The following is a 25,581-nucleotide window of genomic DNA, read 5'->3' on the forward strand; positions in this document are numbered from 1 at the left end:
AAATAACTGACAGAAATTCTGTCAGTCCGCTGACAATGTGCTGTCAGCAAATTATTTATTCTGTTTTGCGATTTCAACATCACGCGCAATTACTAATTCTTCGTTTGTAGGAATAACAAGAACTTTTACCTTTGAATCTGGCATAGAAATTTCCCCAAATACACCTCGGACATTCTTTGTTTCATCAAGTTCCATACCAAACCATGACAAACCATTGACAACATCACGTCTCACATCTGTATCATTTTCTCCAACTCCAGCTGTGAAGATAACAGCATCTGCACCATTGAGAACTCCAAAGTATTGCGCAATGAATTTTTTGATACGATCAACGTACATTTCATACGCCAAAATTGCCTTAGGATTACCTTGCTCTTTTGCTGCTTGCAAATCACGCATATCACTTGATAAGTCAGAAACTCCAAGCACTCCTGATTTATTATTCAGAACATCAATAACATCCTGTGCTGTTCTCAAGCTAGGGTCACTTTCCAGCATATAAGGAATCACTGATGCGTCCATTTCACCTGAACGCGTCCCCATCATCACACCGGCAAGTGGCGTGAAGCCCATTGAAGTATCAATTGATTTCCCACCATCAATTGCAGTAATAGAAGCCCCGTTACCAATGTGTGCAGTAATCAACTTTAAATCTTCAATCGGTCGACCTAAGAATTTTGCAGCTTCTTGAGATACATACATATGAGATGTTCCATGAGCACCATATTTACGAATCGAATAGTCACTATAATATTTTGTTGGGATTGGATAGCGATAAGCTTTTTCTGGTAAAGTCGTATGGAAAGCTGTATCAAAAACAGCGACAGCCAAAGTATCTGGTAATAAACGTTGGAAAGCTTCAATCCCCAAAACATTTGCTGGATTGTGCAAAGGAGCTAAAATAGAAAGATTTTTGATTTCTTCCAAAACTTCGGGCGTAATCACTGTAGAACTCTTAAAAAATTCCCCACCAGCAACAACACGATGACCAATACCTGTAATCTCGCGGAATTCCTTAATCAAATTAAAATGAATCAGTTCATCCATTAAAAGTAGTACTGCTTGTCTGTGATCAACAATATTTTGTTTTCTTGTATGTGACTCTCCACCAAATTTTGTCGTCGAAATTGACTCAGGAAGACCAATACGCTCAAAAATTCCCTTTGCAATTACTGTTTCTTCCGGCATTGCATAGAGCTGCCATTTCAGTGATGATGAACCTGCGTTAATCGCGAGTGTTTTTCCCATAAAATATTCAGTCCTTTCAAAATGTATACGTTTTATTTTATCCTTTATAGTATATCATATTCTGAACTATATTTCCTTTGTAATCCATGAACAGCACTTTTATGAAGCTGCAAAATGTTTTAGTGAAAACCAAAAATCTATCAAAAACGGATTGATAGATTTCTAATTATTTTTTATAGTCTTTAAAAGCTTGTCGAATCTCACCAACCGTAGCACCGCGGGAGTCATTAGCTTTTACTGGAGAACCATCATTATCAGTACTAACTGTCGCATCTGGTTGAGTCCCTTTTTTCACGATAACCCAACCACCTGCTTTTCCATTATTAACCAATTTAATAATTCGCGTGTTATCATCAATCTGAAGTGACTTTAAAGCTGGATAAGAAATTGCTTTATTAAAATCTGCCAGTGTTGGATAGGCGCGTAGGGCGTTGTTTATCGTCTGATTTTTCACTTCAGAATAAGTGTCTTTTTTTATAGTAACTTTTGATGAGACTGATGTTTGAGTTTTAGATGAGGAATTCTCCTTGGCACCACAAGCGGAGAGTCCACCAAGTAAACCAATAATTAAAAGTGAAAAGAAAATAAGTCGCCATTTTTTCATGTTATTTCCCTTGAGACCTGCAGTATCTCATATTTCTATTATTTTATGATTAAATCGGAATCGTCATCCCTCCAGCAAAATGATTCCCTGCTTTTTGGCTAATTCCAAGAACGAGTATATTATCATTTGGTGATTGTGATAGCTGGTTTGTTAAGATTTCAGCATCAAATACCACCTGTGCCATATCATGTGCCTTAATTTTTTCATATTCTGAATTTGAAATCATGGCAGTATTAATCTTCAGAGGAAAATCTTTTTTGTTTTGGGAAACCCACATTTGATGAATTTGAACACGACTTTTCACAAAATCAACCAAATTAACCGTATGATTAGTCTTATTATCAAACGTAATGACAAACCGCATGACTTTAGCCCCTGAAGCATCTGTCGTCAGCTGATGTGAATTGATGATGACTTTTGCGTCAGTCCCTGTTAAAGTAGTCGCGCCATTACCAATATCACTTCCTATTTGAAACGCAGTGTTAGTTTTCTGATTACTTACTGGCGGCTTTGATGAAGCATTACTGCCAGTACTACACGCTGACAGACCACCAAAAGTAGCAACTAGCAAAATGGATACTAGAAAAATCCTGCTATTTTTCATTTATTCTCCTGTTACAACATAGAATGCAGCAGAACTTCCGGGATTTTGAATACCATAAATTTGATAGATACTATAAGAGTCGTAAACGCTCACAAACGATGCATCTGCTCCTAAATATTTAAGTACTGTTCCCCCTGCATCCATGACTTGACCTGAAGCATTAACATTTTCCCAAAGCATATAGTGACTTCCACTTGTATTGTAGAATTTATAACCAGAATATTTCCATCCTGAACCTGAAAAAGTATCAGAATAGTAAGTATCTCCAGGACTAAGTGCTTTTGCGGTTACAGGATAACTTGTGCTTAATGGCACTATCGTTAAAGCACTACTTGTTTTTTGCAAACTTGCTTCATAGGTAGCAATGATATTTGTCTTAGCTTGTGCAACGGTAACCGCCGAAGAATCTGAAGCGCTGTTTGCAGTATAAAGATAACCCCCAACTGCTTGTGGAATCACTTTATCAGAATCTTGAAGATTTGCAAATTCGAGATTCACTTCTCTTGTGATTTGGTCAGTTGTTGTAGCCGTTGAAGCTTTGACAGAATATCCTACACCTACTGTCCCTGCGGCTGAAAGTACAACAACTGTACTCGCTACGATTTTGCTAATTTTCATAATAATTAGCCTCCTTTGTTTTTGTTAAGTTTATTTTAACAAAAAAACGGTTACAAAATTTTATTCGTTACATATCTGAAAAACGTAATATACTCGTAATCTCCTCCCGTAATTCCCGTGCTTTATCTCTACAACCGAGTTCTTCTAACATTTCAACACACTCTAGCATTTCTTTAGAACCTCTGGGAAGTCCTTTTTTATGAGCATACCAACCTTTTATATACTTAATTAATAGCTTTTCATATAAGTAATCAATTGAAATATCCATAGTATCTAAATGCTTGATGTACTTCAATGAGAGCTCGAGATTGCCACGTTCTAATGCAATATAGGCAAGATTATAAAAAGTTCTTATTGCTAATCGTTTATTATTAGGCAATATTTGATAGAATTCAGTCTTCCCTAACGCTGCTGTTCCGAGAAGTCTTAAAACACTGTCTTTTAAAATCGTCACAGTATTTCCAAAAACCCAAAATTCATAGCGTCCCCAGTTATCCACACTGAGCAGATATTCTTGGATTTGTTCTATCTCTCTTGATGAAAATCGTAAATTTTTAACAACCAGATTGAGTGTTACCTTTACAACCGTCGCTGTTAGTTTATGATAAATATCGTCAGGTTCTTTTTTTACCTTTTCTTCACATTCATGATACATTTTGCGTAACTTATGTGCATCTTTTGCATCATATGCCATGATGAGTTCTTGTCGAAACTTATATTCATTAGAAAGTGTATAATCCTCAAGAATACTTTCAAATTCATCAATTCCCACTCGCATATTTTCTAATAAGATAAAAAATTTTTCGATAGTCAGCTCACTAGTTCCTGCCTCAAAGCGTGAAATTTGTGCTTTTGATACTTCTTTTCCTCCAACTTTATCCATCGATAAACGCTTAGATAACCTTATCTCATGAAATGTTTTTCCAAAACCATTATTCATTTTCACTCCTTTATTTGTAATCTTAGAAATCCAAAAGTCATCTTTTCGTTTTATTATATCATTTACTTGTTATTTTCCATATTTCTAAATAGTGATTTCGACAATAAAAGTCCTCCAACAAAAAAGTTGGAGGACTTTTAAATTTATTGACCTATTTTACTTTCAAAGCTTCCACATCACGTGCAATCACAAGTTCTTCATCCGTAGGGATGACATAAACTTTTACACGTGAACTTGGTGTTGAAATTTCTCCTTCAACGCCAAAAACATTTTTAGCTGGGTCAACTTCAATACCAAACCAAGTCAAACCCGCTAATACTGCCTCACGAACAGGTACCGAATTTTCTCCCACACCAGCAGTGAAAACAAGTGCATCTGCACCATTCAAGACAGCTAAATATTGGCCAATGAATTTTTGAATACGATCAACATACATTTCAAAGGCAAGCTTAGCATCAGCGTTTGTATCTTTTGCATCAATGATTTCACGCATATCCGATGAAATTCCTGAAACACCAAGAAGTCCTGACTTTTTATTCATCATGTCAACAACATCTTGTGCATCTTTGAGTTCTGAGTCATTAGCGATGAGATAGGGAAAAACAGAAGGGTCCATCTCGCCAGTACGTGTTCCCATCATTACACCCGCAAGCGGTGTGAATCCCATTGACGTATCTACAGATTTTCCTGCTTTAACTGCTGTGATTGATGCACCGTTTCCGATATGAGCAGTGATGATTTTTGTTTCTTCAATTGGTTTGCCAAGCAGTTTTGCGGCTTCTTTTGAAACATAATCGTGTGAAGTACCATGCGCTCCGTATTTGCGCACTCCATTTTCAGTGTAATATTTCTTTGGTAGTGGATAGCGATAAGCTTTTTCTGGCATCGTCGTGTGGAAGGCGGTGTCGAAGACAACAACAGATGTTGCATCTGGCAAGAGGTCCATGAAAGCCTCAATACCAGCGGCATTAGCTGGATTATGTAATGGAGCAAGCGCTGATAATTCTTTAACTTGTTGAAGGACTTCAGGTGTAACTACTGTTGACTTTTTGAAAAGTTCACCACCAGCGACAACACGGTGACCAACACCTGTGATTTCTGAAAATTCTTCTACAATGTGGAAACGTTTGAGGTCATCAAGTAAAATATGAACAGCTTGTGTATGATTTTCAATATCAAGCACACGTTCTTCCTTCTGATCTCCAAATTTTACTGTCGTAATTGAATCTTTCAGCCCAATGCGTTCAATCAGTCCTTTAGCAAGAACTTTTTCTTCTGGCATTTCATACATTTGCCATTTCATTGATGATGAACCAGCATTGACTGCGAGTGTTTTTGTCATGATTATAAACCTTCCTTGAATATAAATACGAGTAAATTATAACACAAATCATTTGGTTTTGGTGTTTCGACATAATCGTATGAAAGTCCTCTGAAATCCGAATGACAAATCTACTCATTCTCTTTTGAAACGCAATAGGATTTTAGTCAAATCAACTTTCAATTAAGCTGTCGCGATGCTGTTTTTCTCCTGTAAAGTTGTGCTATACTTCTGCTTCATTGTTAGATTTTGCAAGAGATAGCAAACGTATAATATAAACCACATCGTTGAACTAATCACTTCAAAGGTAAAGTCGGCATATAGAATCATAATTTGACAGTTTTGGTAAATTCTGTCATGAAGTTTTGCAGACTTTCACGATCTGTCAGCGATGACAAGGGATGAACAAAAGTTGCGTGTGATGCTGTCCCTTTTTTCAAGAGATAAATGGCTTTGGAATCTGCATTAAATAATGATTTTGGTAAAGTAATCACTGCCATAATGCTACCATGCGTACTTATCCATTTTTTCAACAATTCTCCTTGATTACTTGTCAGCAAATCCTCTGGCGCAAGAAAAATTCCAAATGCCCCTTCTTTCAAGTATTTAAAAGACTGTTCAATCAGCAAATGATGTGCAAAAGTATGTCCTGACCGCTCTCTCACTTCAAAATGACTCGCAGTTTTATCATCTGGATAAAATCCAATCGGCAAGTCACTAATTACAACGTCAGCTGGCGCGATAACTTGTGATTGTACTGCATCAAGTTGCACAAAAATTGCATTTGTACCGATAATCTCTGACATTGATGCCGCCAAATCCAACAACAAATCATCAACCTCGAAACCGACATAATCTACTTTCTTCTGCAAATTAACGAGTAGTGTTTCTGCCAAATTTCCTGTGCCTGACCCAAACTCAATCAAACGTAATTCTGAATTTTTGTTCAAATGTTCAATGATAAAATTAAAGATTACGCCGATTGCATCTGGGTCATTGCATGATTTGCTTGCATTGGTGCGACTTGGGCACCTTTTAGCAGAACAAACTGAAACAATTTCTGCCATTCCATTCTATTCAAGCTTAACTGACGAAGTTTGTCATTATTTTCTGTAAGCACTGACAGCTTTGATAACTGTGCAGAACCTAGATAGGTTGCATTTTGTTCTACAAAAGCATCATAAAAATCTGTATCTAATTCTTTTGAAATTTTTTCAATATTTGCTATGACTAACTCAAAAGCCTGAGCAACTTTGTCCATGTTCATTTTCAATATCTCCTCTCATTTAAAATGTGAAGGTCGTTCACTTAAAAGCGTAGCGATTTGACTTTTTCTCTTACTATTAACGAATAGCCTAGTCCCAAAAGGACAGAGATAGACAATTGGGCGGTTCGTGCAAAAGTACGGTTCCCCAATTTATCTAACTACTCAGCTTTTAGCGCACCAAACTCCGTTAATTTCCAAAATGAAATAGAACTGTCAGTATACTGACAGCTCTTTTTATCTTTTACGACTTGCACCACGACGATGATGACGCTTATCAAGATGCCCAATCTCAACCCAAGCTTTTACCGTAACACCAAGCATTGCAATCGTCACCAAAATTTCCAAAAGTAATGTCTGGTGACTAAATGCTTGTGCTACTGCAAAAGCAATGACAAGCACTCCCACACCAGCGAAGAAGAAAATATCCATGCTTCGTCGAATGTCTTTAGGCATTAAGAAAATATAAGTAAAGGCAATCAGAATCAAAAGAATGATATAAAACATTTTTCCTCCTTCCAGATGTAGTCAAATCTTTATAGCTAAAGCATTGTTTTAATACTGTTTAATTTCTAAATGGTACATTTAGAAATTACTTCGCTGCGCTACGTTGTCGATGCTCGCTACGGTGCTAAAGCACCTAGTCGCAAGCGCAACCTTTGCGTTCTGCGCAGGCGCAAAACATGCACTTTGTGCGCCGTTCTTGCGAACGGTCTACGTTCGTTTCACTCACTACGCTATCCGTTTGCTTAGCAAGCTAAGCTTGCAAGAGCAAAAGGCAGTATATTTGAAGTTCATCTACCAAATCTGCGCAGATTTGGTAGATGAACTAGTGTAAAGTAGTTCTAGCACATCATTGACAATTTGTCAGTATACTGACAGAACTTTTTCAAGTTATCTGTCAGTAAAAGTTAATTCGGGTCACTGAATAAGTCTCGACTTCATTCTTCGTCAGCAGTCTTTTTCTTTTTCGCTGCTTTTTCACGCATTGCTTTGTCCAAAATTTGTTTACGCAAACGGATAGATTCTGGTGTGATTTCTAAATAATCATCATCACCAAGGAATTCCAAAGATTCTTCAAGAGAAAGGATTTTAGAAGTGTTCAAAACAGAAGTAGAGTCTTTATTTGCTGAACGAACGTTTGTTTGTTGTTTTGCTTTAGTGATATTTACAGTCAAGTCATTGTCACGGCTGTGTTCTCCGACAATCATCCCACCATATACTTCAGTCCCAGCTTCAACAAACAATGTTCCGCGTTCTTGCACATAACCCATTGCATAAGCCGTTACTTGACCAGAATCCATCGAAATCAACGCACCACGATGACGTCCGCCAATGTTTCCTTTAACCGTTGGTAAATATTGGTCAAAAGTATGGTTCATAATCCCATAACCGCGAGTCATAGACATAAATTCAGTTGTGAATCCAATCAAACCACGTGCAGGCACAAGGAAAATTAAACGTGCTTGACCATTTCCAGTCATCTGCATATCAAGCATATCACCCTTACGTTCAGAAAGGGCTTGGATAATAGAACCTTGATATTCTTCAGGTGTATCAATTTGCACACGTTCAAAAGGTTCGCAATCTACACCATCAATGTTTTTGATAATAACTTCTGGCCGAGAAACTTGAAGCTCATAGCCTTCACGACGCATTGTCTCAATCAAGATTGACAAGTGCAACTCACCCCGACCAGACACAATCCATTTATCAGGTGATTCTGTATTTTCAACACGAAGCGATACATCGGTTTGTAACTCAGCAACCAAACGTTCTTCAACTTTACGTGAAGTGACCCATTTTCCTTCGCGACCAGCAAATGGAGAATTATTGACAAGGAATGTCATTTGCAAAGTAGGCTCATCAATGTGCAATACTGGCAATGGTTCAACATGGTCTGCTGGAGTTACAGTTTCACCAACGAAGATATCTTCCATCCCAGAAACCGCAATCAAATCACCTGCTTTTGCTTCTTGGATTTCTTGACGTTCAAGACCAAAGAAACCAAAAAGTTTCGTCACGCGGAAATTTTTTGTCGTACCATCAAGTTTTGACAAAGTAACATTGTCTCCAACTTTGATTGTTCCACGGAAAACACGTCCAATACCGATACGACCAACATAGTCATTGTAGTCCAAGAGTGAAACTTGGAACTGCAAGGGTTCATCAGAATTATCTACCGGTGCAGGGATATGGTCAATGATTGTATCGAAAATATTTGCCATTGTGTGTTCTTGGTCAGCAGGGTCATCAGACATTGATGAAGAACCATTGATTGCAGAAGCATAAACCACTGGGAAATCAAGTTGGTCATCATCCGCACCAAGTTCAATGAAAAGTTCCAATACTTCATCAACAACTTCTGCTGGACGAGCAGATGGTTTGTCAATTTTGTTTACTACCACGATAGGAGTTAAGTTTTGTTCCAAAGCCTTTTTCAACACGAAACGTGTTTGAGGCATCGTTCCTTCATATGCGTCAACGACAAGCACAACCCCGTCAACCATCTTCATAATCCGCTCAACTTCTCCACCGAAGTCCGCGTGACCTGGTGTATCCAAGATATTGATGCGTGTTCCGTTATATTCAACCGCAGTGTTTTTTGCAAGGATTGTAATCCCGCGTTCTTGCTCAAGCGCATTAGAATCCATCGCACGTTCAGCCAATTGAGTACGTTCACTCAATGTATGTGATTGCTTCAAGAGTTCATCAACCAATGTTGTTTTACCGTGGTCAACGTGGGCAATAATAGCGACATTTCTAATATCTTCGCGTAATTTAGTCAATTTTATCATACCTTACTTTCGTATATATCTAACTCATTATAGCACACTTTTTTAAAAGCTGTAAATGCACACGTTTACAAGTCTTATAAAGCTTTTTTGATTAAAAATGAATTAAAAAACACTTTAATTTTTGTGTTTCAAGCGCTTTCTTTTAATTTTCGATATAATGAAAACATGACCACTCAAAAAATCTCGACTTTTCTTATCCTTATTGTCTTCATTATTTTTATCAGTTTGGGTCTTCCCGACTCCGTGATGGGAAGTGCTTGGCCGGCAATCCGTCAAACCTATTCTTTTCCTATTGATATGATTGGAATACTTGGAGCAATACAGCTTGGTTTTTCTTTTTGTTCAACAATTATTTATCCCAAATTGGCAAAAATTTGGACAATGGATAAATTTATCATTTTCAGTACATTACTTACCATCCTTGGTCTTGCTACCCTTGGATTAGGAAATACATTTTTTCCGATGCTACTTTCTTGTATCTTACTAGGATTTGGACAAGGTTCCGTTGATATTACTGTTAATGATTTTGCAGCTAAACACTTCAGCAATAGCCTGATGAACTTCCTACACGCTTTTTATGGAGTAGGTGTAATGGCAAGTTCATTTATTGTTGCTTTTTCTCTCCAGCCACATCGAAGTTGGCAGCTTGGAGTTGCTATTATTTCATTCTTGCAAATTCTTATTCTCATTTTAGCAATTTTAACCCGCTCAAAGTTCAAAGAAAAAGCTGTTTTGACCAGTGATAATATGCTAAAAGATGCAGAGTCAAAATTAAATTTTTCACACTTTATTCTTCCATTGTTCTATTTTTTCTATGCCTTAGAATTATTAATAGGCAGATTCTACTCTAGTTTTGCAGTAGAACATTTGCATTTTTCAATGGCTGCTAGCGCTGCTATCACTTCTTTTTATTGGACTGGTTTGACAATCGGGCGGTTTATGACAGGCTTTACTGCACGTTGGTTTTCTACTCAAACAATCATTTTATTTCATCTCTCGCTTCTGATTTTCGGCATTATTTTAGGATTCATCCCTCAAATATTCATTCAATATCTTTCAGGAACATTGCTAGGTTTGGGATTGGCACCTCTTTATCCAATGGGTATGAAACAGACTTATAATAAATATTCAGATAGTATCGCTAAACCAGTCATCAGCTTAAATATCGCTTTTGCAACCATTGGAATGTTTATTATTCCAATCCCACTAGGGTGGATTTTTGAACAATTTGGTTTTGTCTCTTATCCTTTTATTATCGGAGGATTTGGGATTATTTTATCTGGACTTTGTTGGAAAATTTACACAAAAGTTATCAAAAAATAAATTTCAAATAAAAACACATGGACTTACCCGCCCAGACTTGAAAACCGCTTTCAAATACGGTAAAATGTAATAATGAAAACTCTCTATGATGTGCAAGAAATGCTGAAAAAATATGGATACATCAATCTTTTCTCTGATCGATTAGATGCTATTAAAATGATGCAAATCGAACTTTCTAAAATGTTAGAATCAGGAATATTTCAAAAAAGTGACCATGAGTATCTGACTGCTCGGCTTATTTTGGCGCGCGAAGAGAGAATTGAATTGGAAAAATCAAAAGTCTAAAGGTCTATTTGCTTGGCTAAATATTCAGCTAAACTCCCTTTTTGACTAGGATATGGAGAAACATAATGACCGCTGGTAAAATTATTGGTATTGATTTGGGTGGAACATCAATCAAGTTTGGTATTTTGACCCTTGAAGGTGAAGTTCAAGATAAATGGTCTATTCCAACAAATATTCTTGAGGATGGGAAACACGTCGTTCCCGATATTATCGCTGCAATTAATCATCGCTTGAGTCTTTACAACTTAGATAAATCTGATTTTATCGGTATTGGAATGGGAACACCTGGCTCTGTAAACATTGCAGAAGGCACCGTCAAGGCAGCTTATAATCTAAATTGGGCAGATACTCAAGAAGTTGGAAGACCAATTTCTGAAGGTGTGGGATTACCCTTTATATTAGACAACGATGCCAATGTTGCTGCGCTTGGCGAACGTTGGGTTGGTGCTGGAGAAAATAATCCTGATGTTGTTTTCATTACACTTGGAACAGGTGTAGGTGGCGGTATTATTGCTGCAGGTGATTTAATTCATGGTGTCGCTGGAGCTGGTGGAGAAATTGGACACATTTGTGTTGAACCTGATGGCTTTGAATGTACTTGTGGCAATCGTGGTTGTCTAGAAACTGTAACTTCTGCTACTGGTATTGTTCGCATTGCACGACAATTTGCAGAAGAATACGAAGGTGATTCTGCTATTAAAGCTGCTATTGACAATGGTGATGAAGTTACTTCTAAAGATATTTTCGTTGCTGCTGAATCTGGTGATAAATTTAGTTTATCAGTCGTGGATAAGTTTGCTTACTATCTTGGTTTTGCGTGTGCCAATCTCGGTTCAACTTTAAATCCTGATTCAATCGTTATTGGTGGTGGTGTATCTGCCGCAGGTGAATTTTTGCGTGAAAAGGTTGAAAGTTATTTCAAGAAATATGCTTTCTCAACAGTCCGCAATACAACTAAGATTAAATTGGCAGTCCTTGGAAATGATGCTGGTATTATCGGTGCAGCAAGTCTTGCTTTAAAGTTTAAATAACTTACCAAAGTGTACCATATTGCTCGTCCTAAACAGTGTCAAGTGATAAATCGAAATGATAGCTTTTGATTTATCATAATTTTCTACTTGGCTCGTGCCTTTAGTTATCTAGCAAGTACGAATTTTATCAAAACAAGTGCGTACTAATACTCCGACCTCTTAGGTCGGAGATAAAGCAGCACTAAACTTTGAATTTCGTCCGACTAAATTCAGTGGTGAGTTGCCCTTTTATCAGTCGCTTCAGCGACTAGAGAAAATGGACAAATGTTTTACGAAACTCCCACTGAATAAGTCTTGACTTCATAGAAATTACTTACTTGCTACTGTTCATATCTTGAAGGAGATTTATTTTGATTATTATTATTGATATCATCCTTATTTTAGTTATTATTGGGATGTTCGTTTACCCTCGTTGGAATTTGCGTCGTAATGCAAAAGTTATTGATGAACCAGAATTTACTCGTTTAATCGCAACTTCACAGTTAATTGATATTCGTGAAGCCAATCAATTTCGTGTTAATCACATCCTTGGAGCGCGTAATCTACCTTCTGGTCAGATTGACCAGAGCCTTAACGCTATTTCTAAGCATAAACCTGTTTTGATGTATGAAACTTCTCGTCCTGTTGCTGCTGCAAAAGTCGCTAAAAAGTTGAAAAAAGCAGGTGTTCCTGAAATTTACCTTCTCAAAGGCGGTCTCAACGCCTGGACGGGAAAAACAAAATCTGGAAATTAAGATAAATAAACAAATAAAAACCTTGTCAGCATACTGACAGGGTTTTTATACTAGTTATATCCAAACAATTTTTACCGTTTAGTTTAGAATAAGGCTTACATTCACCTTAGACTTCTGTCAGTATACTGACAGAATTTTTATTGTCCAAGCTCAGCTTGAAGCATCCAGATTGTTTTTTCAATATCACCAAGTGCAGTGGTGTATAAGTCGACAGTCACATCATCACCGTCTTCTTCTGCAATCTTAATTCCATCTTTGAACAAATCTGCCAAGTATTTGTAAGCAATGACAATTTCTGTCAGACGGTTTGCGATTGATTTTTCCCATGTCGCTGTGCTCATTTCAATTTTAGAAATTTCGTTGAACTCAGCAAGTGTAGAAACTGGTGAGCCTCCAATTGTGATTAAACGTTCAGCAAATTCATCAAGATGTCCATCTAAGTCGTCCATCAATTCGTCCATTTTTGGATGAAGTGAGAGGAAACCAGGACCACGCATGTACCAGTGAACTTGGTGGACGAGAGCAGCTGCTTTTGACAAGTCAGCGACTGTTTGGTTCAAGACTTCTTGTGTGTGTTCGTTTGACATAAATAACCTCCATTTTTTACGATTAAGTGACCTTTGCGCCATTAATCTTTAATCTTTCTATAATAAATTATAAACTAATTAGAGCTTTTTTCAAAATATTTCACTTATTTATTTTTTTGTCAGTACTGACGGAAACAATTCTCAAAAATTTTCGTATAAGTAAGTATGGGAATTTTATACATATTTATCGTAGGTACAGTTTTTGGTTCATTTTTTGGAGTCATTCTTGACCGCATTCCAGCTCATGAGTCCATCGTTTTTGGGCGGTCACATTGCAATTATTGTGATAGGACCCTATCTTTAAGAGATTTGATTCCAATCTTTTCTCAGATTTTTTCAAAATTTAGCTGTCGTTACTGTCATAAAAAAACATCTTTGATTTATCTATTCTTAGAGATAAGTTGTGGTATCATTTTTGTCAGTGGTTGGTTGGGTTTGATTGATTTTACGCAATTTTTATTTATTATTCTGTCAGTGATTTTATCGACTTTTGATTATCGCTATCATTCTTTCCCACTTATCATCTGGATTATTTTTACCCTTATACTTTTACTGACAAGTTCGTCAGTGCTGACAGACTATATCTGGTTAATTTTGTCAATTCTTGCTGAAACTTTTGATTTAAAAATCGGGAGTGGCGACTTCTTGTGGCTCTTTTCTGCTTCTCTCTCGCTGACATTTTTACAGGAAATTATCGTCATTCAGATTGCCAGTATATTAGGTATCACTTATTTTATCATTCGCAAAAAACGTGTAGAGATTGCCTTTATTCCATTCTTGACAACAGCTTATATCTCTTTAATACTGTACCAGATTATACAAAGTTATTTCTTTAAATAATCTGATTTTAGAATACCCATAAAATAACTATCATGATATTTCCCCCAGCGAAAAATTGTTCTTTTATTGTCCCTTCTATTTCAAACCCCAACTTCTTATAAATATGCACAGCTGGTGCGTTTGCAACATCCACCCACAAATACACTTTGTGCATATTCAGAGTATTAAACGCATAATCTACGCCCTTTTTCAGAGATTTCTGCGCATAACCGTTTCCTGAAAACTTCGTCATAATTACAATCTGAATTTCACAAGTTCGATGAATATAATCTATTGACATCAACTCAACTATCCCTGCAAACTCCCCTGCAATATCAACAACGAAACGCCGCTCATGAGTATCGTGAATATGCTTATCATAGAGGCTTGTCAACTCATCCAAAGACTCGTAAGGTTCTTCAAACCATAAACGCATTGTTTCTGCCTTATTATTGATGATATGTATATTTTTTAAATCCGTACGCTCCAAAGCTCTTATTTCCACATAACCCTCCATTAATAAAATTATTATCCTACAATTCACTCTATTTATTGAAAAACACTCAAAATGTTATGTCTAATGTCGCCTCAATCGGACCAAAACCACTCACTGTAACTCCAAGAAGTCTGACACCAAGCGACTCATCATAATCTAGTTCTTCAAAAATCTGCTGTGCCGCTTGAGTTAATTCTTCCACATCATCAATCTGATTTGCAAAAGTCTTACGTTTTGTTAGTGTCGTAAAATCAGAATATCTCAATTTTAAAACCACAATATTTCCTTTTAAATCATGTCTTTTCAAAGCCTGTGATACTCTTTCTGAAATCTTCCCCAATTCCACATTAACATCATCTGGTAAATAAAGTAATTTACCGTAAGTCCTCTCTTTTCCGACAGATTTTCTTTGACGATAATTTTTTACTTTCGAATTATGAATTCCATTAGCCTTTTGATAAAGCTCCCATCCATAAATACCAAAACGTTCTGCCAATTCAACAGGGTCAGCTTTTTGCACGTCTCCCCCTGTAAACAAACCCAAGGCGTGTAACTTAGGCACCGTCGCCTTACCAACGCCATGAAATTTTTCCACTGGAAGCTTTGCCAAAAAATCTTTAGCATCTTCTGGCATAATCAAAGTCAGACCATGAGGTTTTTCATAATCTGAGGCAATTTTTGCAAGAAATTTATTATAAGAAACTCCAGCCGAACAGGTCAGACCCAATTCCACATAAATATCATGCTGAATCAACTTAGCTATTTTTATAGCAGACTGTGAGCCGATTTTATTCTCTGTAACATCTAGATAGGCCTCATCAATAGATGCTGCCTCGATTTCATCTGTATATCGACTAAAAATCTCTCGAACCTGCTTACTCACTTCTGTATATTTTTCATAATTTCCAGAAATAAAAATAGCTTGAGGACAGAGTTCATAAGCTTCTTTCGCACTCATTGCCGAATGAATCCCATAGCTTCTTGCCTCATAAGAGCAAGTTGAAACCACACCTCTCCCTCCTGTCTGCAAAGGATTTCTTGCAATCACAACAGGCTTCCCTTTGAGTTCTGGATTATCCCTAATCTCAACCGATGCAAAAAAGGCATCCATATCAATATGAATGATTTTACGAGAAGTATCATTAATTAACGGGAAAGTTAGCATAGCTTTATTATAACAAGATGTGAGTACGATTGGCAAGAAATGATGAAAAATGCCATTTGGCTCTTTGCGCTCCAGCGCATAAGCCAATGGACAGCGTAGTGCTGAAAGCACGGAGATAGAAAATCTCGGAGAGAAACGGAGTTTCTTGGAGAGATTTATCTTTTTTCACTCATTTCTAATCGTACGAACTCAATTATAACAAGATGTGAGCAACACCATCAAGATACGGAAACCGATAGAAAAATGTGGTTCTACTCAAAAATCAAGTGCCATTTTATCTTTCTCTCTCCTAACTTCTGGTATTACGAACTCAGTGACAAGATGTGAATCTATTCAGAACCCCTTAAAATCATCACTTATCTCTTGGAAATTCACCTTCCTAGTGTCTAAAATAGTACTCAAACCAAACATACAGCGTAATGTTGAAAGTATAGAGATAGTTATATCAAGATATGGAGATAAACAGGAGAAGTTTTCTTCTGCATTTTCTGATAAAAAAAGGAATTCTGTTAATTATCTTGATAGCAAAAAAGCACTTGAAAAACAAGTGCTACTTTGAATTTCGTCCGACTGCCATAGGGTGTTGGCGCTTTTAGCGCCTAGGCTTCTTGGACAAGACCACTTCGCCTTGCGACTTTAGTCGATTGCGATTTGAACTTGCGACTTTAGTCGGTTAGTGAAATCGACAACGTAGCAAAGCGTAGATAGAGCGAATGGATAACGAAGCGAAGCGGAGGTGTGACCTCATATCGAAGATGTTAAGCAGACTGTTGCAGCTTTAGCTGCGTACAGGTCGCTTAGTTGTTATACCTAGAGGTTGTACCTTAAATTCAGTGGTGAGTCGAAACTCCCACTGAATAAGTCTTGACTTCATAATTCTATTATTTCATAATTATAGCCTTGAGACTCTAAGATAGTAAAACAAGCTTCCATAGGAAAGAAAATTGTTTTGGTATTATCATTTGGATGAAAAGTTTGTATTTTATGTTCCTCAAGCATTTGACGGTCAAAGTAGATATGCATATTATCAAACGCTGTATCAACCAATCCAAATAAAGAAACAATACCTGAACTTAAACCGAGCATTTCTTCCAAACGTTCCTCAGATACAAAATGAAGTCTTTTAACTCCCAAAATCTCACACAATCTATCCATCTCAACACGCTTTGCATCATCCATAATAATCATGTAAAACTGTGTTGATCTTTTATTCGCTAGAATCAATGTTTTTGATCTGCAGCCTTCATGACCGGCAATATAAGCATCCGATTCCTCTGTAGAATGACTCTCAGGATGATTGACAATGTCATAGGGAATATTAAGTTCCGCCATCAAATGCTCTACTTCTTCAAAAGTTCTCATCAAAAAATTCCTCCACTATTTTTTATCAAAACAAGTACGTGCTATCTTCACCCTTCGGGCTACGCGATAAACATTTGTCCGTTTTATCTAGCCGCTGAAGCGTCTAATAAAAAGGATGTCGATGCTCGCTACGCCACTAAAGTGGCTAGTCGCAATCGCAATACTCCGACCTAAGTGTAACAACTAGCATATCCGTAAGTTGCTAAAGCAACAACGGCTATCCTATCTTAGGGCGGAGATAGAGCGAATGGATAACGAAGTGAAGCGGAGGTGTGACCTCATATCGAAGATGTTAAGCAGACTGTTGCAGCTTTAGCTGCGTACAGGTCGCTTAGTTGTTACACCTAGAGGTTGTACCTTAAATCCAGTGGTGAGCCGAAACTCCCACTGAATAAGTCTTGACTTCATCATTGAATCCTTGTACCATTATGTTTGTTCGAGAGATATTTTTACTTTCATTTTTAAAAATAAAATATACAACATAATAGCAGAATTTACATAGAAAGAAAAATAGAATCTAACCAAAGCACAGACTCACATTTTCTATTTCACCACATTATCGTTTGATCTGTTACAATCCAAGCAATCCACGAAGATCTAACGCAGAACCAGCTTTCCCACCATGAATCAATACAATGAGTGCCATAATAGCAAGTAAAGTAATCATAGCCATCGCTGTCCATTCTTTCTTAGAAACTTTTCTATTATTTTCTCTTTTCGCATAGGTAAACAGCACAAAACCAATCATATATAGGATTGCTGCAAGCCAAACATACTGCCATCCCGATAGATATAAGGCTAATGCTTGGAAAATAAATGTAAAGAAACCGATTAAGATGTTCTTTATTGATTTTTCTTGAATTCCTAATTTTAAAAGATAAGCCCCTACTAAAGCATAACAAATCATAATAACCGCAGTTGCCATATAAATAAAAACATTATAAGCATTTGCTACAAAGAAGGTGATAATAATGAATATCTGAATCATAATCTGTGTAATCATCAATGAATTACTGGGTGCATTGTATTCATTAAGCTTACCAAACCATTTAGGGAGTAACTTTTGTTCCGCAAGAAGCTGAGTTGCTTCTACTGGGAGCATCGTCCAAGACAACCAAGCCCCTAAAAGTGAGATAATCAAACCCACTGCCATGAGAGTGCCACCCCAGCCACCGACCATTTGATTCAAAATATAGACCAGACCAGGTGCTTTCACATTGGCAAGCTCTTGCTGACTCATAAAACCATAAGGTAGAAGGGACAACAAGATATAAAAAACAAGGAGAACCACTAATCCAATCACTGTTGCTTTTCCTGTATCAGATTTTTTCTTTGCACGATTTCCCATCATCGCTGCGCCTTCGATACCGACAAACACCCAAATCATAACCATCAGTGAAGTCTTAACTTGTCCTAAAAGGCTACTTCCTGTCATGACACTCCATGCAAGACTCTTAATAGAACCATCGGCAGATAGGTTAGTTGTAAAAGTTTGCCAGAAATGTTGAGTAAAAACATTAGCTTTAAAAAGGACAAGCCCCACAATAACAAAAACAACAAGTGGGATTAACTTTGCAATAAGCACAATTGCATTAACCACAGCTGCAGACTCAACTCCACGAACAACCAGAAGCATCAAAACCCATGAAATCACTGATAAAATAATAATTGATAAAATAGTTAGCGAACCATTTGGCTCGGCAAATTTTCCAGGAAAGAAATAGTCCGCTGAAGTCATCATCAAGACCCCAAAACCAATTGTCCCCGTCCATGCTGATATCCAGTACCCCCAGCCTGACAAAAATCCGACAAAATCTCCGAAACCAGCACGTGCATAGTCTGACACCCCTGAAAGTTTTGGTTTGATACAAATCAATCGATTCAAACTCAAAACAAGCATCAGAATCCCAAAGGCGATAAAAGCCCACGAAACAACGACACCTCCTGGTGTAGCTCCCGTAGCTAAGTCATTCGCGAGGTTAAAAACCCCACCACCGATTGCACCTGAGATAATAATCGCAATCAGCGAGAAAAGACCTATCCCTTTTTCATTCTTGTTTTCCATTTTTTACTTTCTAATATTTCTAGTCATACACTAATCTCAAATCGCTCCAACAATTGCATTAACTAAAAAATTTTTATACCACTTTATAAATATAAGCCGTTTTTCAGATTAAAATAGCTATCTAATCCCGCCTTCTTATAATTATGCTTTTTACCTTATCTATTATACCTTTTTCACATTCTTTATCAAAATAGAATTCAAAAAAATTACTGATATTTTCCGTTCTTAAAATAATGTTCGAAATACATAGTTTACTCGTTGTACCAATTTTGCATATTAGATCTTGAAATAAACTACCGAATACTCTCAATTATTTTAGAACTACTACTTTAGCAATCTCTAGTTGACATCTTTTCCATCAGGAGTTATAACTCATTCACCAACTAATATCATAAAACGCGACAACAAATTAATGTTACTACCTAACTTCATGATAAAAAGTCAAGAATTACTCAGTAGTGAGTTGCAACTCACCACTAAATTTAGGGTGCAACCTCTAGGTAGCGACCTGTACGCAACTAAAACTGCAACAGTCTGCTTAATATCTTTGATATGAGGTTGCTTGTCCCAGAATCCTAGTTTCTAAAACATTGCTACCTTACGGCAGTCAGAGGAAAATTCGAGAATTGGCAGTCCTGATTCAATGCTTTGCCGTTTGCTCTTGTTGCTTTAAGCAAACGAACAACAAAGTGCTGTCCATGCGTAGAACGGCGTGTGGAGCATGTAACAAAGCAACAAATGTTGACACCATAGCCTAAGTGCAGAAATATCACACACTTATTTTGATAAACTATTTTTTAACTTGTCTAGTTTTCATACTCTCTCAGATATTCTGACACTAAACGGAGACCTTCACACAATGTCTTTTTGTCTGTACAATAACCAATTCTTGCGTAGCCAGGTAAATCAAAACGATTACCTGGAATAATGAGCACTCCTTTTTCCTTTAGTAATTTAATCGCAAAATCTTCCGTTTTCCCTGGGTCAAGTTGGTTAAATTTTACAAAACTCACTGATACATCGTTAGGAAATATCATTGATACAAGTGGCTCGTTTTTTACCCACTCCTTCAATATTTCAAGATTTTCTTTGACAATGCCACGCGCTCTGGCGAGTACTTTTTCTTTATGTTTTAAAATTAACGCTGCGATAGCATCATCAAAAACTCCTGTGCAAATGAGTGTGTAGTCGCGTATTTTTCTAAACTCATCTGCCAAAGCAGCATCTTGAGTCGCTATCCATCCTACACGAATTCCTGGTACAGAGTAAGTTTTCGAAATAGAATTAGTTGAAATTCCTTTTTCATAAATATCTGCAATCGGTGCATAGTCAGTTTTCTCATTAAGTGGAAGATAAACCTCATCACATAAAATATAAGCACCTACTTCACGAGCTATTTTTGATACTTCTCTTAAAAATACCACATCTAAAATCGCACCTGTCGGCTGCGCTGCGTTGTTTAAACAGATTAATTTTGTATCAGGTCTTATAAGTTCACGAAGTTCTGATAGTTTGGGACGCCACCCTTCTTCTTCATTTATCTTCCAATAATCCACCTTTGCCCCAAGTGTTTTAGGCCAATCATAAAGTTGCTGATAGGACGGATACTGAGCAATAACATGATCTCCCTCTCCGACAAGACCTAAGACAGCCATAAAATTAGCACCTGTCGCACCATTTGTAGAAAGAATATTGTCTACAGGAATTTTTTCATAAAGTTTTGCGACTTCCTTTTTAAATGCTGGCGACCCTTCAATCCAACCATAGCTGAATTTTTCCTTCATCAAATTCGCCATGAACGATTTCCCACCATCTGGCTCCAATTCTAAAATTTCTTCTAATGTCATTGACTCAATAGTTGATTGAGCAATATCCACTTTTGCGGATTTTTCCCAAACGTTTAGCCAATCTTCACATCCAAATTGAACAAGTTCCATCTCATACCTCATTTTATCAAAACAAGTGCGTGCTATCTCCACTTTACGGCTACGCTGTCGATGCTCGCTACGGTGCTAAAGCACCTAGTCGCAATCGCAATACTCCGACCTCTTAGGTCGGAGATAAAGCAGCACTAAGCTCTGATTTCGTTCTACTGCCCTAGGGTCTTGGCGCTTTGCGACTCGACTTGTGGCTTTAGCCACTTAGCGAGAGTGGACAGCGCAGTGAAACGGAGATAGCGCTTAGACTTCAGGGACAGGGTGACCTCATATCTTTGATGTGAGGTTGTGCCCTAACATTGGTGGGGGAGAAAGAATCCTCCACCAATGAAGTAATCACTTCAATTACATTATTTCATTTACTGACAGCGATTCTGTCAGTATCATTTTACCAAAAAAATGCTACACAAAGTGTGCAGCATTTTCATTTTAAGGAATAATCTTTGTTCCTGAATCATTTGTAAGGAAATCTTCAAGATTTTCCAAAGAAGTAATCGTTGCAGGACGACTGGTCCGTGCGACAAATTCCATCGCAGCTTGTACTTTTGGCAACATCGATCCTGCGGCAAATTGTCCTTCTTCAATAAAACTACGCATCTCTGCCATTGTAACTGTTTCAAGTTTCTTTTGGTTAGGTTTATTAAAATTAACAAAGACATTATCAACTGCTGTTAAGATTAATAAATTATCAGCTTCAACGAGTTCAGCAACTTTTGCTGCTGAAAAATCTTTGTCAATAACAGCCTCAACACCTTCATAACCACTAGGAGTTTCAATCACAGGGATACCACCACCACCAGATACCGTAACCAAAACACTTGATGAAATCAATGGTTTAATTGCTGCAGCTTCAACAATTCGCGTAGGTTTTGGACTTGGTACAACACGACGATAGCCACGTCCAGAGTCTTCAACAAATACCCAATCTGGATACTGGGCTTTCATTTCAGCAACACCTGCTTCATCATAGAATGGACCAATTGGTTTTGTTGGTTTCTCAAAAGCAGGGTCATCTGCTGCTACTACCGTACGTGTCACCACCGATATTACTGGCACGCGCTCCATATTATTTTTAAGTAGAGCTCTTGTAAAGGCCTGCCCCATCCAGAAACCAATCTGACCTTGAGTCATCGCTACAGCGGTATCAAGAGGCATTGCTGGATTTTTTGGGCTATCTGAAGCCAACTGTTGCAACAAAAGATTACCTACTTGCGGACCATTTCCATGAGTCACAACCATTTCCACATCGTTGTCTTTAATCAAAGGAATCAATTGTTCTGCTGTTGTTTCAAGTGCTATTTCCTGCGCTTTTGCTGTTGGGTCATCTGTTAGGATGGCATTCCCACCAAGAGCTACTACAATACGTCTTACCATTTTATATAAACTCTCCTCTATCTAATATATAGCTAAATCATTGCAAAAAGAATCAATGGTTTACAATGCTTTGCACCTATTCTGATATAAAAATTTAACCAGAGTACACTACTTAGTGTACCGTTCTACTAACGATCAACTCGTCACGTTGTCCGTTTGATTGCCATTTAGCGTTATGAGCTTCGCTCATTTACAGCCAATGGTCATATGGGGCTAAAGCCCACACACTAAATGCAGAACTACTAAAATGAGAGTCCCCAGTTTAAAGCAGTTCTAATATTTCACTTCTATAATTCTCTATTAATGAGTGATTTTCTTCTTGTTGATGTCTGCACGTACGATGAAGTAAACAATAAACGTTACAACGATTAAAGGTACTACTGCAACGAGAAGCGTGTTTCCATCAATACCTAGAGCATCTTGAAGTCCAAGCCAGTTGCCATAAACTCCAAATACTGCAAGAATTCCTAAAACCGTCAAAACAACTGTCGCAATCATTTCAACACTACTGAGTTTACCCCCATATTCTTTCTTACCAAGAGCGTAAAGGATGAAACCAACAGCATAGAGAATGAGTGAGAGCCACACAAACTGCCATCCTGAGAAATACAAAGCCAAGATTTGGAAAGCAGCAGCCAAGAATCCAACAACAATGTTACTTGTCTTCTTTTCTTGAATACCAAGTTTGAAAAGATACAGACCAACTAAAGCATAACAAATCATGATAACTGCAGTACATAGATAAACAAAGACGTTATACGCATCAGCAACAAAATACGTTACAATCAAGAAAATTTGAACGATAAGTTGTGTCAAGATAAGAGAATTGCTTGGTGCTCCTTTATCATTAAGCTTACCAAACCAGCTAGGAAGTAGTTTTTGGTCTGACAATTGTTGAGTTGCTTCAACAGGAAGCATTGTCCAAGAGAGCCATGCACCTAAAAGGGAAATAACCAGACCAATCGCCATGAGTGTACCGCCCCAGCCACCAACCATTGCATTCAAGATATGAACCAAACCAGGTTGACCAGTATTGGCTAAGTCTTGTTGATTCATGAAACCAAATGGCAAAAGAGAAAGTAAAACATAAATCACTAAGAGAGCAATCAAACCTAAAATAGAAGCTTTTCCAGCATCTGATTTCCGTTTGGCACGGTCTCCCATCATTGCAGCCCCTTCAATACCAACAAATACCCAAATCATGACCATCAATGAATTTGTGACTTGACCAAAGAGATCTCCACCAGTCATGTTTGACCATGTTAGACTCTTAATCACACCATTAGCATCTGTATTTGCTGCAAAGTTTTGCCAGAAATGAGCGCTAAATACGCCTGCTTTAAACATCACAATCCCAGCAATCATAAATACAAAAAGCGGAATTAATTTTGCAATTAGGACAATAGCATTGATAACCGCCGCTCCTTCAACTCCGCGCATAACAAGTAATGTCAAGCCCCAAGAAACAATAGAAACAACAATTACAGATAGAATTGTTAAAGAGCCATTTTTTGCTTGAAATACTCCAGGAAAGAAGTAGTCAACTGAGGTCATCATTAAAACCGCAAAAGCGATATTACCTGCCCAAGCGGAAAGCCAGTAACCCCAACCGGAAATGAATCCGACCATATTACCAAAACCAGCACGTGCATAGTCTGATACACCAGAAAGTTCTGGTTTATTTACCACCAAATGATTAAGTGATAACACTAACATTAAGATACCAAAACCAATAACAATCCAAGAAACAACAACACCTCCGGGTGTTGCTCCAGTTGCCAAGTCGTTGGAGAGGTTGAATACCCCTCCGCCGATGGCTCCGGAAACGATAATAGCAACTAGGGCTAAGAGCCCTATTCCTTTTTTATTTTCTGTTTCCATATTATTTACTTCCTTAAATTTTATTCAAAAGTTTCTGGAACTGCAGGGATAAAGAGATTACCCAAAGTTGCAGCCATAATTGCTTTGATTGAGTGCATACGATTTTCCGCTTCTTCAAACTGACGTGCATATTTAGAGCGGAATACTTCATCAGTCACTTCCATTTCTGTCAGACCGTATTTTTCTTTGATTTCTTTACCATATTCAGTTTCAGTATCATGGAAAGCTGGTAGGCAGTGCATGAAGATAAGTTTGCCATTGTCAGCATTTCCTGTGAGTTTCAACATATCCATTGTGATACGGTAAGGAGTAAGGAGTTTAACGCGTTCTTCCCAGTTTGATTCGCCCATTGATACCCATACATCTGAGTAAATAATATTTGCATCTTTAACACCTTCTTCGATGTTAGAAGTTGCAAGAGGTTTAGCACCTGATTTTTCGGCAAATTTATGAGCAATATCCATAACTTCTTGAGAAGGATGAAGTGAATCAGGTGCAACGATATGGACATTCACACCAAGCATAGAACCTGTCACAATGAGAGAGTTTGCCATGTTGTTACGACCGTCACCAACGTAAACCAGAGTCAAACCTTTAAGATGGCCAAAGTTTTCTTTTACTGTCATGAAGTCCGCAATCATTTGAGTAGGATGCCAGTCATCAGTCAATCCATTCCAAACTGGAACACCTGAGAATTTAGCAAGATCTTCAACTTCTTTTTGTGAAAAGCCACGGCGTTCAATCCCGTCAAACATTGAACCGAGCACTTTTGCTGTGTCTTCTACAGATTCTTTAATTCCAAGTTGAATATCATTGGCACCAAGATATTCAGGATGAGCGCCGAGATCAATTGCTGCTGTTGTAAATGCCGCACGTGTACGTGTTGAAGTTTTTGCAAAAAGCAGTGCAATATTTTTTCCTTCAAGATAATGATGAGGGATATTTTGTTGTTTCAACGCTTTTAAGTGAAGACCAAAATCTACAAGGTAATTAATTTCAGCAGGTGTGAAATCTTTTTCAGCAAGTAGGCTACGTCCTTGAAATACTGAATTTACTTCTGCTTTTGTGATAATTGGTGATGTCATTTTAAAAATTTCCTTTTCTTTATTTTTTTATCAAAGCAAG

General features: G+C 37.6%; 22 protein-coding genes and 2 pseudogenes. 6 read left to right on the forward strand and 18 right to left on the reverse strand.

Annotated features, from left to right (window positions below):
- Positions 1–51: 51 nt before the first annotated feature.
- The 9 genes and pseudogenes from FLP15_RS00640 to typA all read right to left on the reverse strand — a co-directional run bounded on the left by FLP15_RS00640 (position 52) and on the right by typA (position 9,388).
- On the reverse strand, positions 52–1,248 hold the full coding sequence (locus FLP15_RS00640; RefSeq protein ID WP_142765611.1) for an acetate kinase: 1,197 nt from the start codon (positions 1,246–1,248) through the stop codon (positions 52–54).
- Between the two features lie 166 nt (positions 1,249–1,414).
- Positions 1,415–1,852, reverse strand: coding sequence for a hypothetical protein (locus FLP15_RS00645; protein ID WP_142765612.1), 438 nt, complete (start codon positions 1,850–1,852; stop codon positions 1,415–1,417).
- 49 nt (positions 1,853–1,901) lie between these two features.
- A complete protein-coding gene (locus FLP15_RS00650) occupies positions 1,902–2,456 on the reverse strand; it encodes a hypothetical protein (protein WP_142765613.1) in 555 nt (184 codons plus the stop codon).
- Complete coding sequence (locus FLP15_RS00655) at positions 2,457–3,074, reverse strand: hypothetical protein (protein WP_142765614.1); 618 nt, start codon at positions 3,072–3,074, stop codon at positions 2,457–2,459.
- Between the two features lie 67 nt (positions 3,075–3,141).
- Positions 3,142–4,014 (reverse strand): Rgg/GadR/MutR family transcriptional regulator, encoded by an 873-nt coding sequence (locus FLP15_RS00660; RefSeq protein WP_142765615.1) that lies wholly within the window; start codon positions 4,012–4,014, stop codon positions 3,142–3,144.
- A 151-nt stretch (positions 4,015–4,165) separates the two neighbouring features.
- The gene (locus FLP15_RS00665; protein ID WP_142765616.1) at positions 4,166–5,356 is read right to left on the reverse strand and encodes an acetate kinase; all 1,191 of its coding nucleotides are present in this window, start codon (positions 5,354–5,356) and stop codon (positions 4,166–4,168) included.
- 305 nt (positions 5,357–5,661) lie between these two features.
- Positions 5,662–6,602: pseudogene (locus FLP15_RS00670) on the reverse strand (class I SAM-dependent methyltransferase).
- A gap of 234 nt (positions 6,603–6,836) precedes the next feature.
- Entirely contained in the window at positions 6,837–7,106 is a 270-nt protein-coding gene (locus FLP15_RS00675; protein ID WP_142765617.1) for a DUF3165 family protein, read from the reverse strand.
- Positions 7,107–7,540: 434 nt separating this feature from the next.
- The gene (gene typA, locus FLP15_RS00680) at positions 7,541–9,388 is read right to left on the reverse strand and encodes a translational GTPase TypA (RefSeq protein WP_190288368.1); all 1,848 of its coding nucleotides are present in this window, start codon (positions 9,386–9,388) and stop codon (positions 7,541–7,543) included.
- Positions 9,389–9,562: 174 nt separating this feature from the next.
- On the opposite strand from typA, the gene FLP15_RS00685 reads away from it, so the two are divergent.
- From FLP15_RS00685 to FLP15_RS00700, 4 genes are all read left to right on the forward strand, one after another.
- On the forward strand, positions 9,563–10,720 hold the full coding sequence (locus tag FLP15_RS00685) for an MFS transporter (RefSeq protein ID WP_142765619.1): 1,158 nt from the start codon (positions 9,563–9,565) through the stop codon (positions 10,718–10,720).
- A gap of 72 nt (positions 10,721–10,792) precedes the next feature.
- Positions 10,793–11,005 (forward strand): YqgQ family protein, encoded by a 213-nt coding sequence (locus tag FLP15_RS00690; RefSeq protein WP_120772430.1) that lies wholly within the window; start codon positions 10,793–10,795, stop codon positions 11,003–11,005.
- Positions 11,006–11,070: 65 nt separating this feature from the next.
- Complete coding sequence (locus FLP15_RS00695) at positions 11,071–12,036, forward strand: ROK family glucokinase (protein ID WP_142765620.1); 966 nt, start codon at positions 11,071–11,073, stop codon at positions 12,034–12,036.
- Positions 12,037–12,383: 347 nt separating this feature from the next.
- Positions 12,384–12,770 carry a rhodanese-like domain-containing protein gene (locus tag FLP15_RS00700; RefSeq protein WP_142765621.1) on the forward strand — a complete coding sequence of 129 codons (387 nt, stop codon included), beginning with the start codon at positions 12,384–12,386 and terminating at the stop codon, positions 12,768–12,770.
- 137 nt (positions 12,771–12,907) lie between these two features.
- On the opposite strand, the gene FLP15_RS00705 is transcribed toward FLP15_RS00700, so the two are convergent.
- Positions 12,908–13,357: a Dps family protein gene (locus FLP15_RS00705; RefSeq protein ID WP_142765622.1), complete on the reverse strand. Its 450-nt coding sequence runs from the start codon at positions 13,355–13,357 to the stop codon at positions 12,908–12,910.
- Between the two features lie 165 nt (positions 13,358–13,522).
- Here FLP15_RS00705 and FLP15_RS00710 point away from each other — a divergent pair, with 165 nt between their 5' ends.
- The gene (locus FLP15_RS00710) at positions 13,523–14,197 is read left to right on the forward strand and encodes a prepilin peptidase (RefSeq protein WP_142765623.1); all 675 of its coding nucleotides are present in this window, start codon (positions 13,523–13,525) and stop codon (positions 14,195–14,197) included.
- Here the strand turns inward: FLP15_RS00710 and FLP15_RS00715 are convergent.
- Positions 14,182–14,693: pseudogene (locus FLP15_RS00715) on the reverse strand (GNAT family N-acetyltransferase). The gene FLP15_RS00710 and the pseudogene FLP15_RS00715 overlap by 16 nt on opposite strands.
- Positions 14,694–14,739: 46 nt before the next feature.
- Positions 14,740–15,837 (reverse strand): DNA polymerase IV, encoded by a 1,098-nt coding sequence (gene dinB, locus FLP15_RS00720; protein WP_142767396.1) that lies wholly within the window; start codon positions 15,835–15,837, stop codon positions 14,740–14,742.
- A 382-nt stretch (positions 15,838–16,219) separates the two neighbouring features.
- Here dinB and FLP15_RS12620 point away from each other — a divergent pair, with 382 nt between their 5' ends.
- Positions 16,220–16,396: a hypothetical protein gene (locus FLP15_RS12620; protein WP_190288316.1), complete on the forward strand. Its 177-nt coding sequence runs from the start codon at positions 16,220–16,222 to the stop codon at positions 16,394–16,396.
- Positions 16,397–16,707: 311 nt separating this feature from the next.
- Here FLP15_RS12620 and FLP15_RS00725 read toward each other — a convergent pair whose 3' ends face one another.
- The 6 genes from FLP15_RS00725 to argF all read right to left on the reverse strand — a co-directional run bounded on the left by FLP15_RS00725 (position 16,708) and on the right by argF (position 25,541).
- Positions 16,708–17,199 (reverse strand): YbaK/EbsC family protein, encoded by a 492-nt coding sequence (locus FLP15_RS00725; protein ID WP_142765624.1) that lies wholly within the window; start codon positions 17,197–17,199, stop codon positions 16,708–16,710.
- Positions 17,200–17,770: 571 nt separating this feature from the next.
- A complete protein-coding gene (locus FLP15_RS00730; RefSeq protein ID WP_142765625.1) occupies positions 17,771–19,264 on the reverse strand; it encodes a basic amino acid/polyamine antiporter in 1,494 nt (497 codons plus the stop codon).
- 806 nt (positions 19,265–20,070) lie between these two features.
- Positions 20,071–21,201, reverse strand: coding sequence for an aminotransferase (locus FLP15_RS00735; RefSeq protein ID WP_142765626.1), 1,131 nt, complete (start codon positions 21,199–21,201; stop codon positions 20,071–20,073).
- A 429-nt stretch (positions 21,202–21,630) separates the two neighbouring features.
- Positions 21,631–22,575 carry a carbamate kinase gene (gene arcC / locus FLP15_RS00740; protein WP_142765627.1) on the reverse strand — a complete coding sequence of 315 codons (945 nt, stop codon included), beginning with the start codon at positions 22,573–22,575 and terminating at the stop codon, positions 21,631–21,633.
- 300 nt (positions 22,576–22,875) lie between these two features.
- Complete coding sequence (locus FLP15_RS00745) at positions 22,876–24,456, reverse strand: basic amino acid/polyamine antiporter (protein WP_142765628.1); 1,581 nt, start codon at positions 24,454–24,456, stop codon at positions 22,876–22,878.
- 20 nt (positions 24,457–24,476) lie between these two features.
- Positions 24,477–25,541 (reverse strand): ornithine carbamoyltransferase, encoded by a 1,065-nt coding sequence (gene argF, locus FLP15_RS00750; protein WP_142765629.1) that lies wholly within the window; start codon positions 25,539–25,541, stop codon positions 24,477–24,479.
- Between the last annotated feature and the right edge of the window lie 40 nt (positions 25,542–25,581).

This window comes from Lactococcus protaetiae, from assembly GCF_006965445.1.
Lineage (GTDB): Bacteria > Bacillota > Bacilli > Lactobacillales > Streptococcaceae > Lactococcus > Lactococcus protaetiae.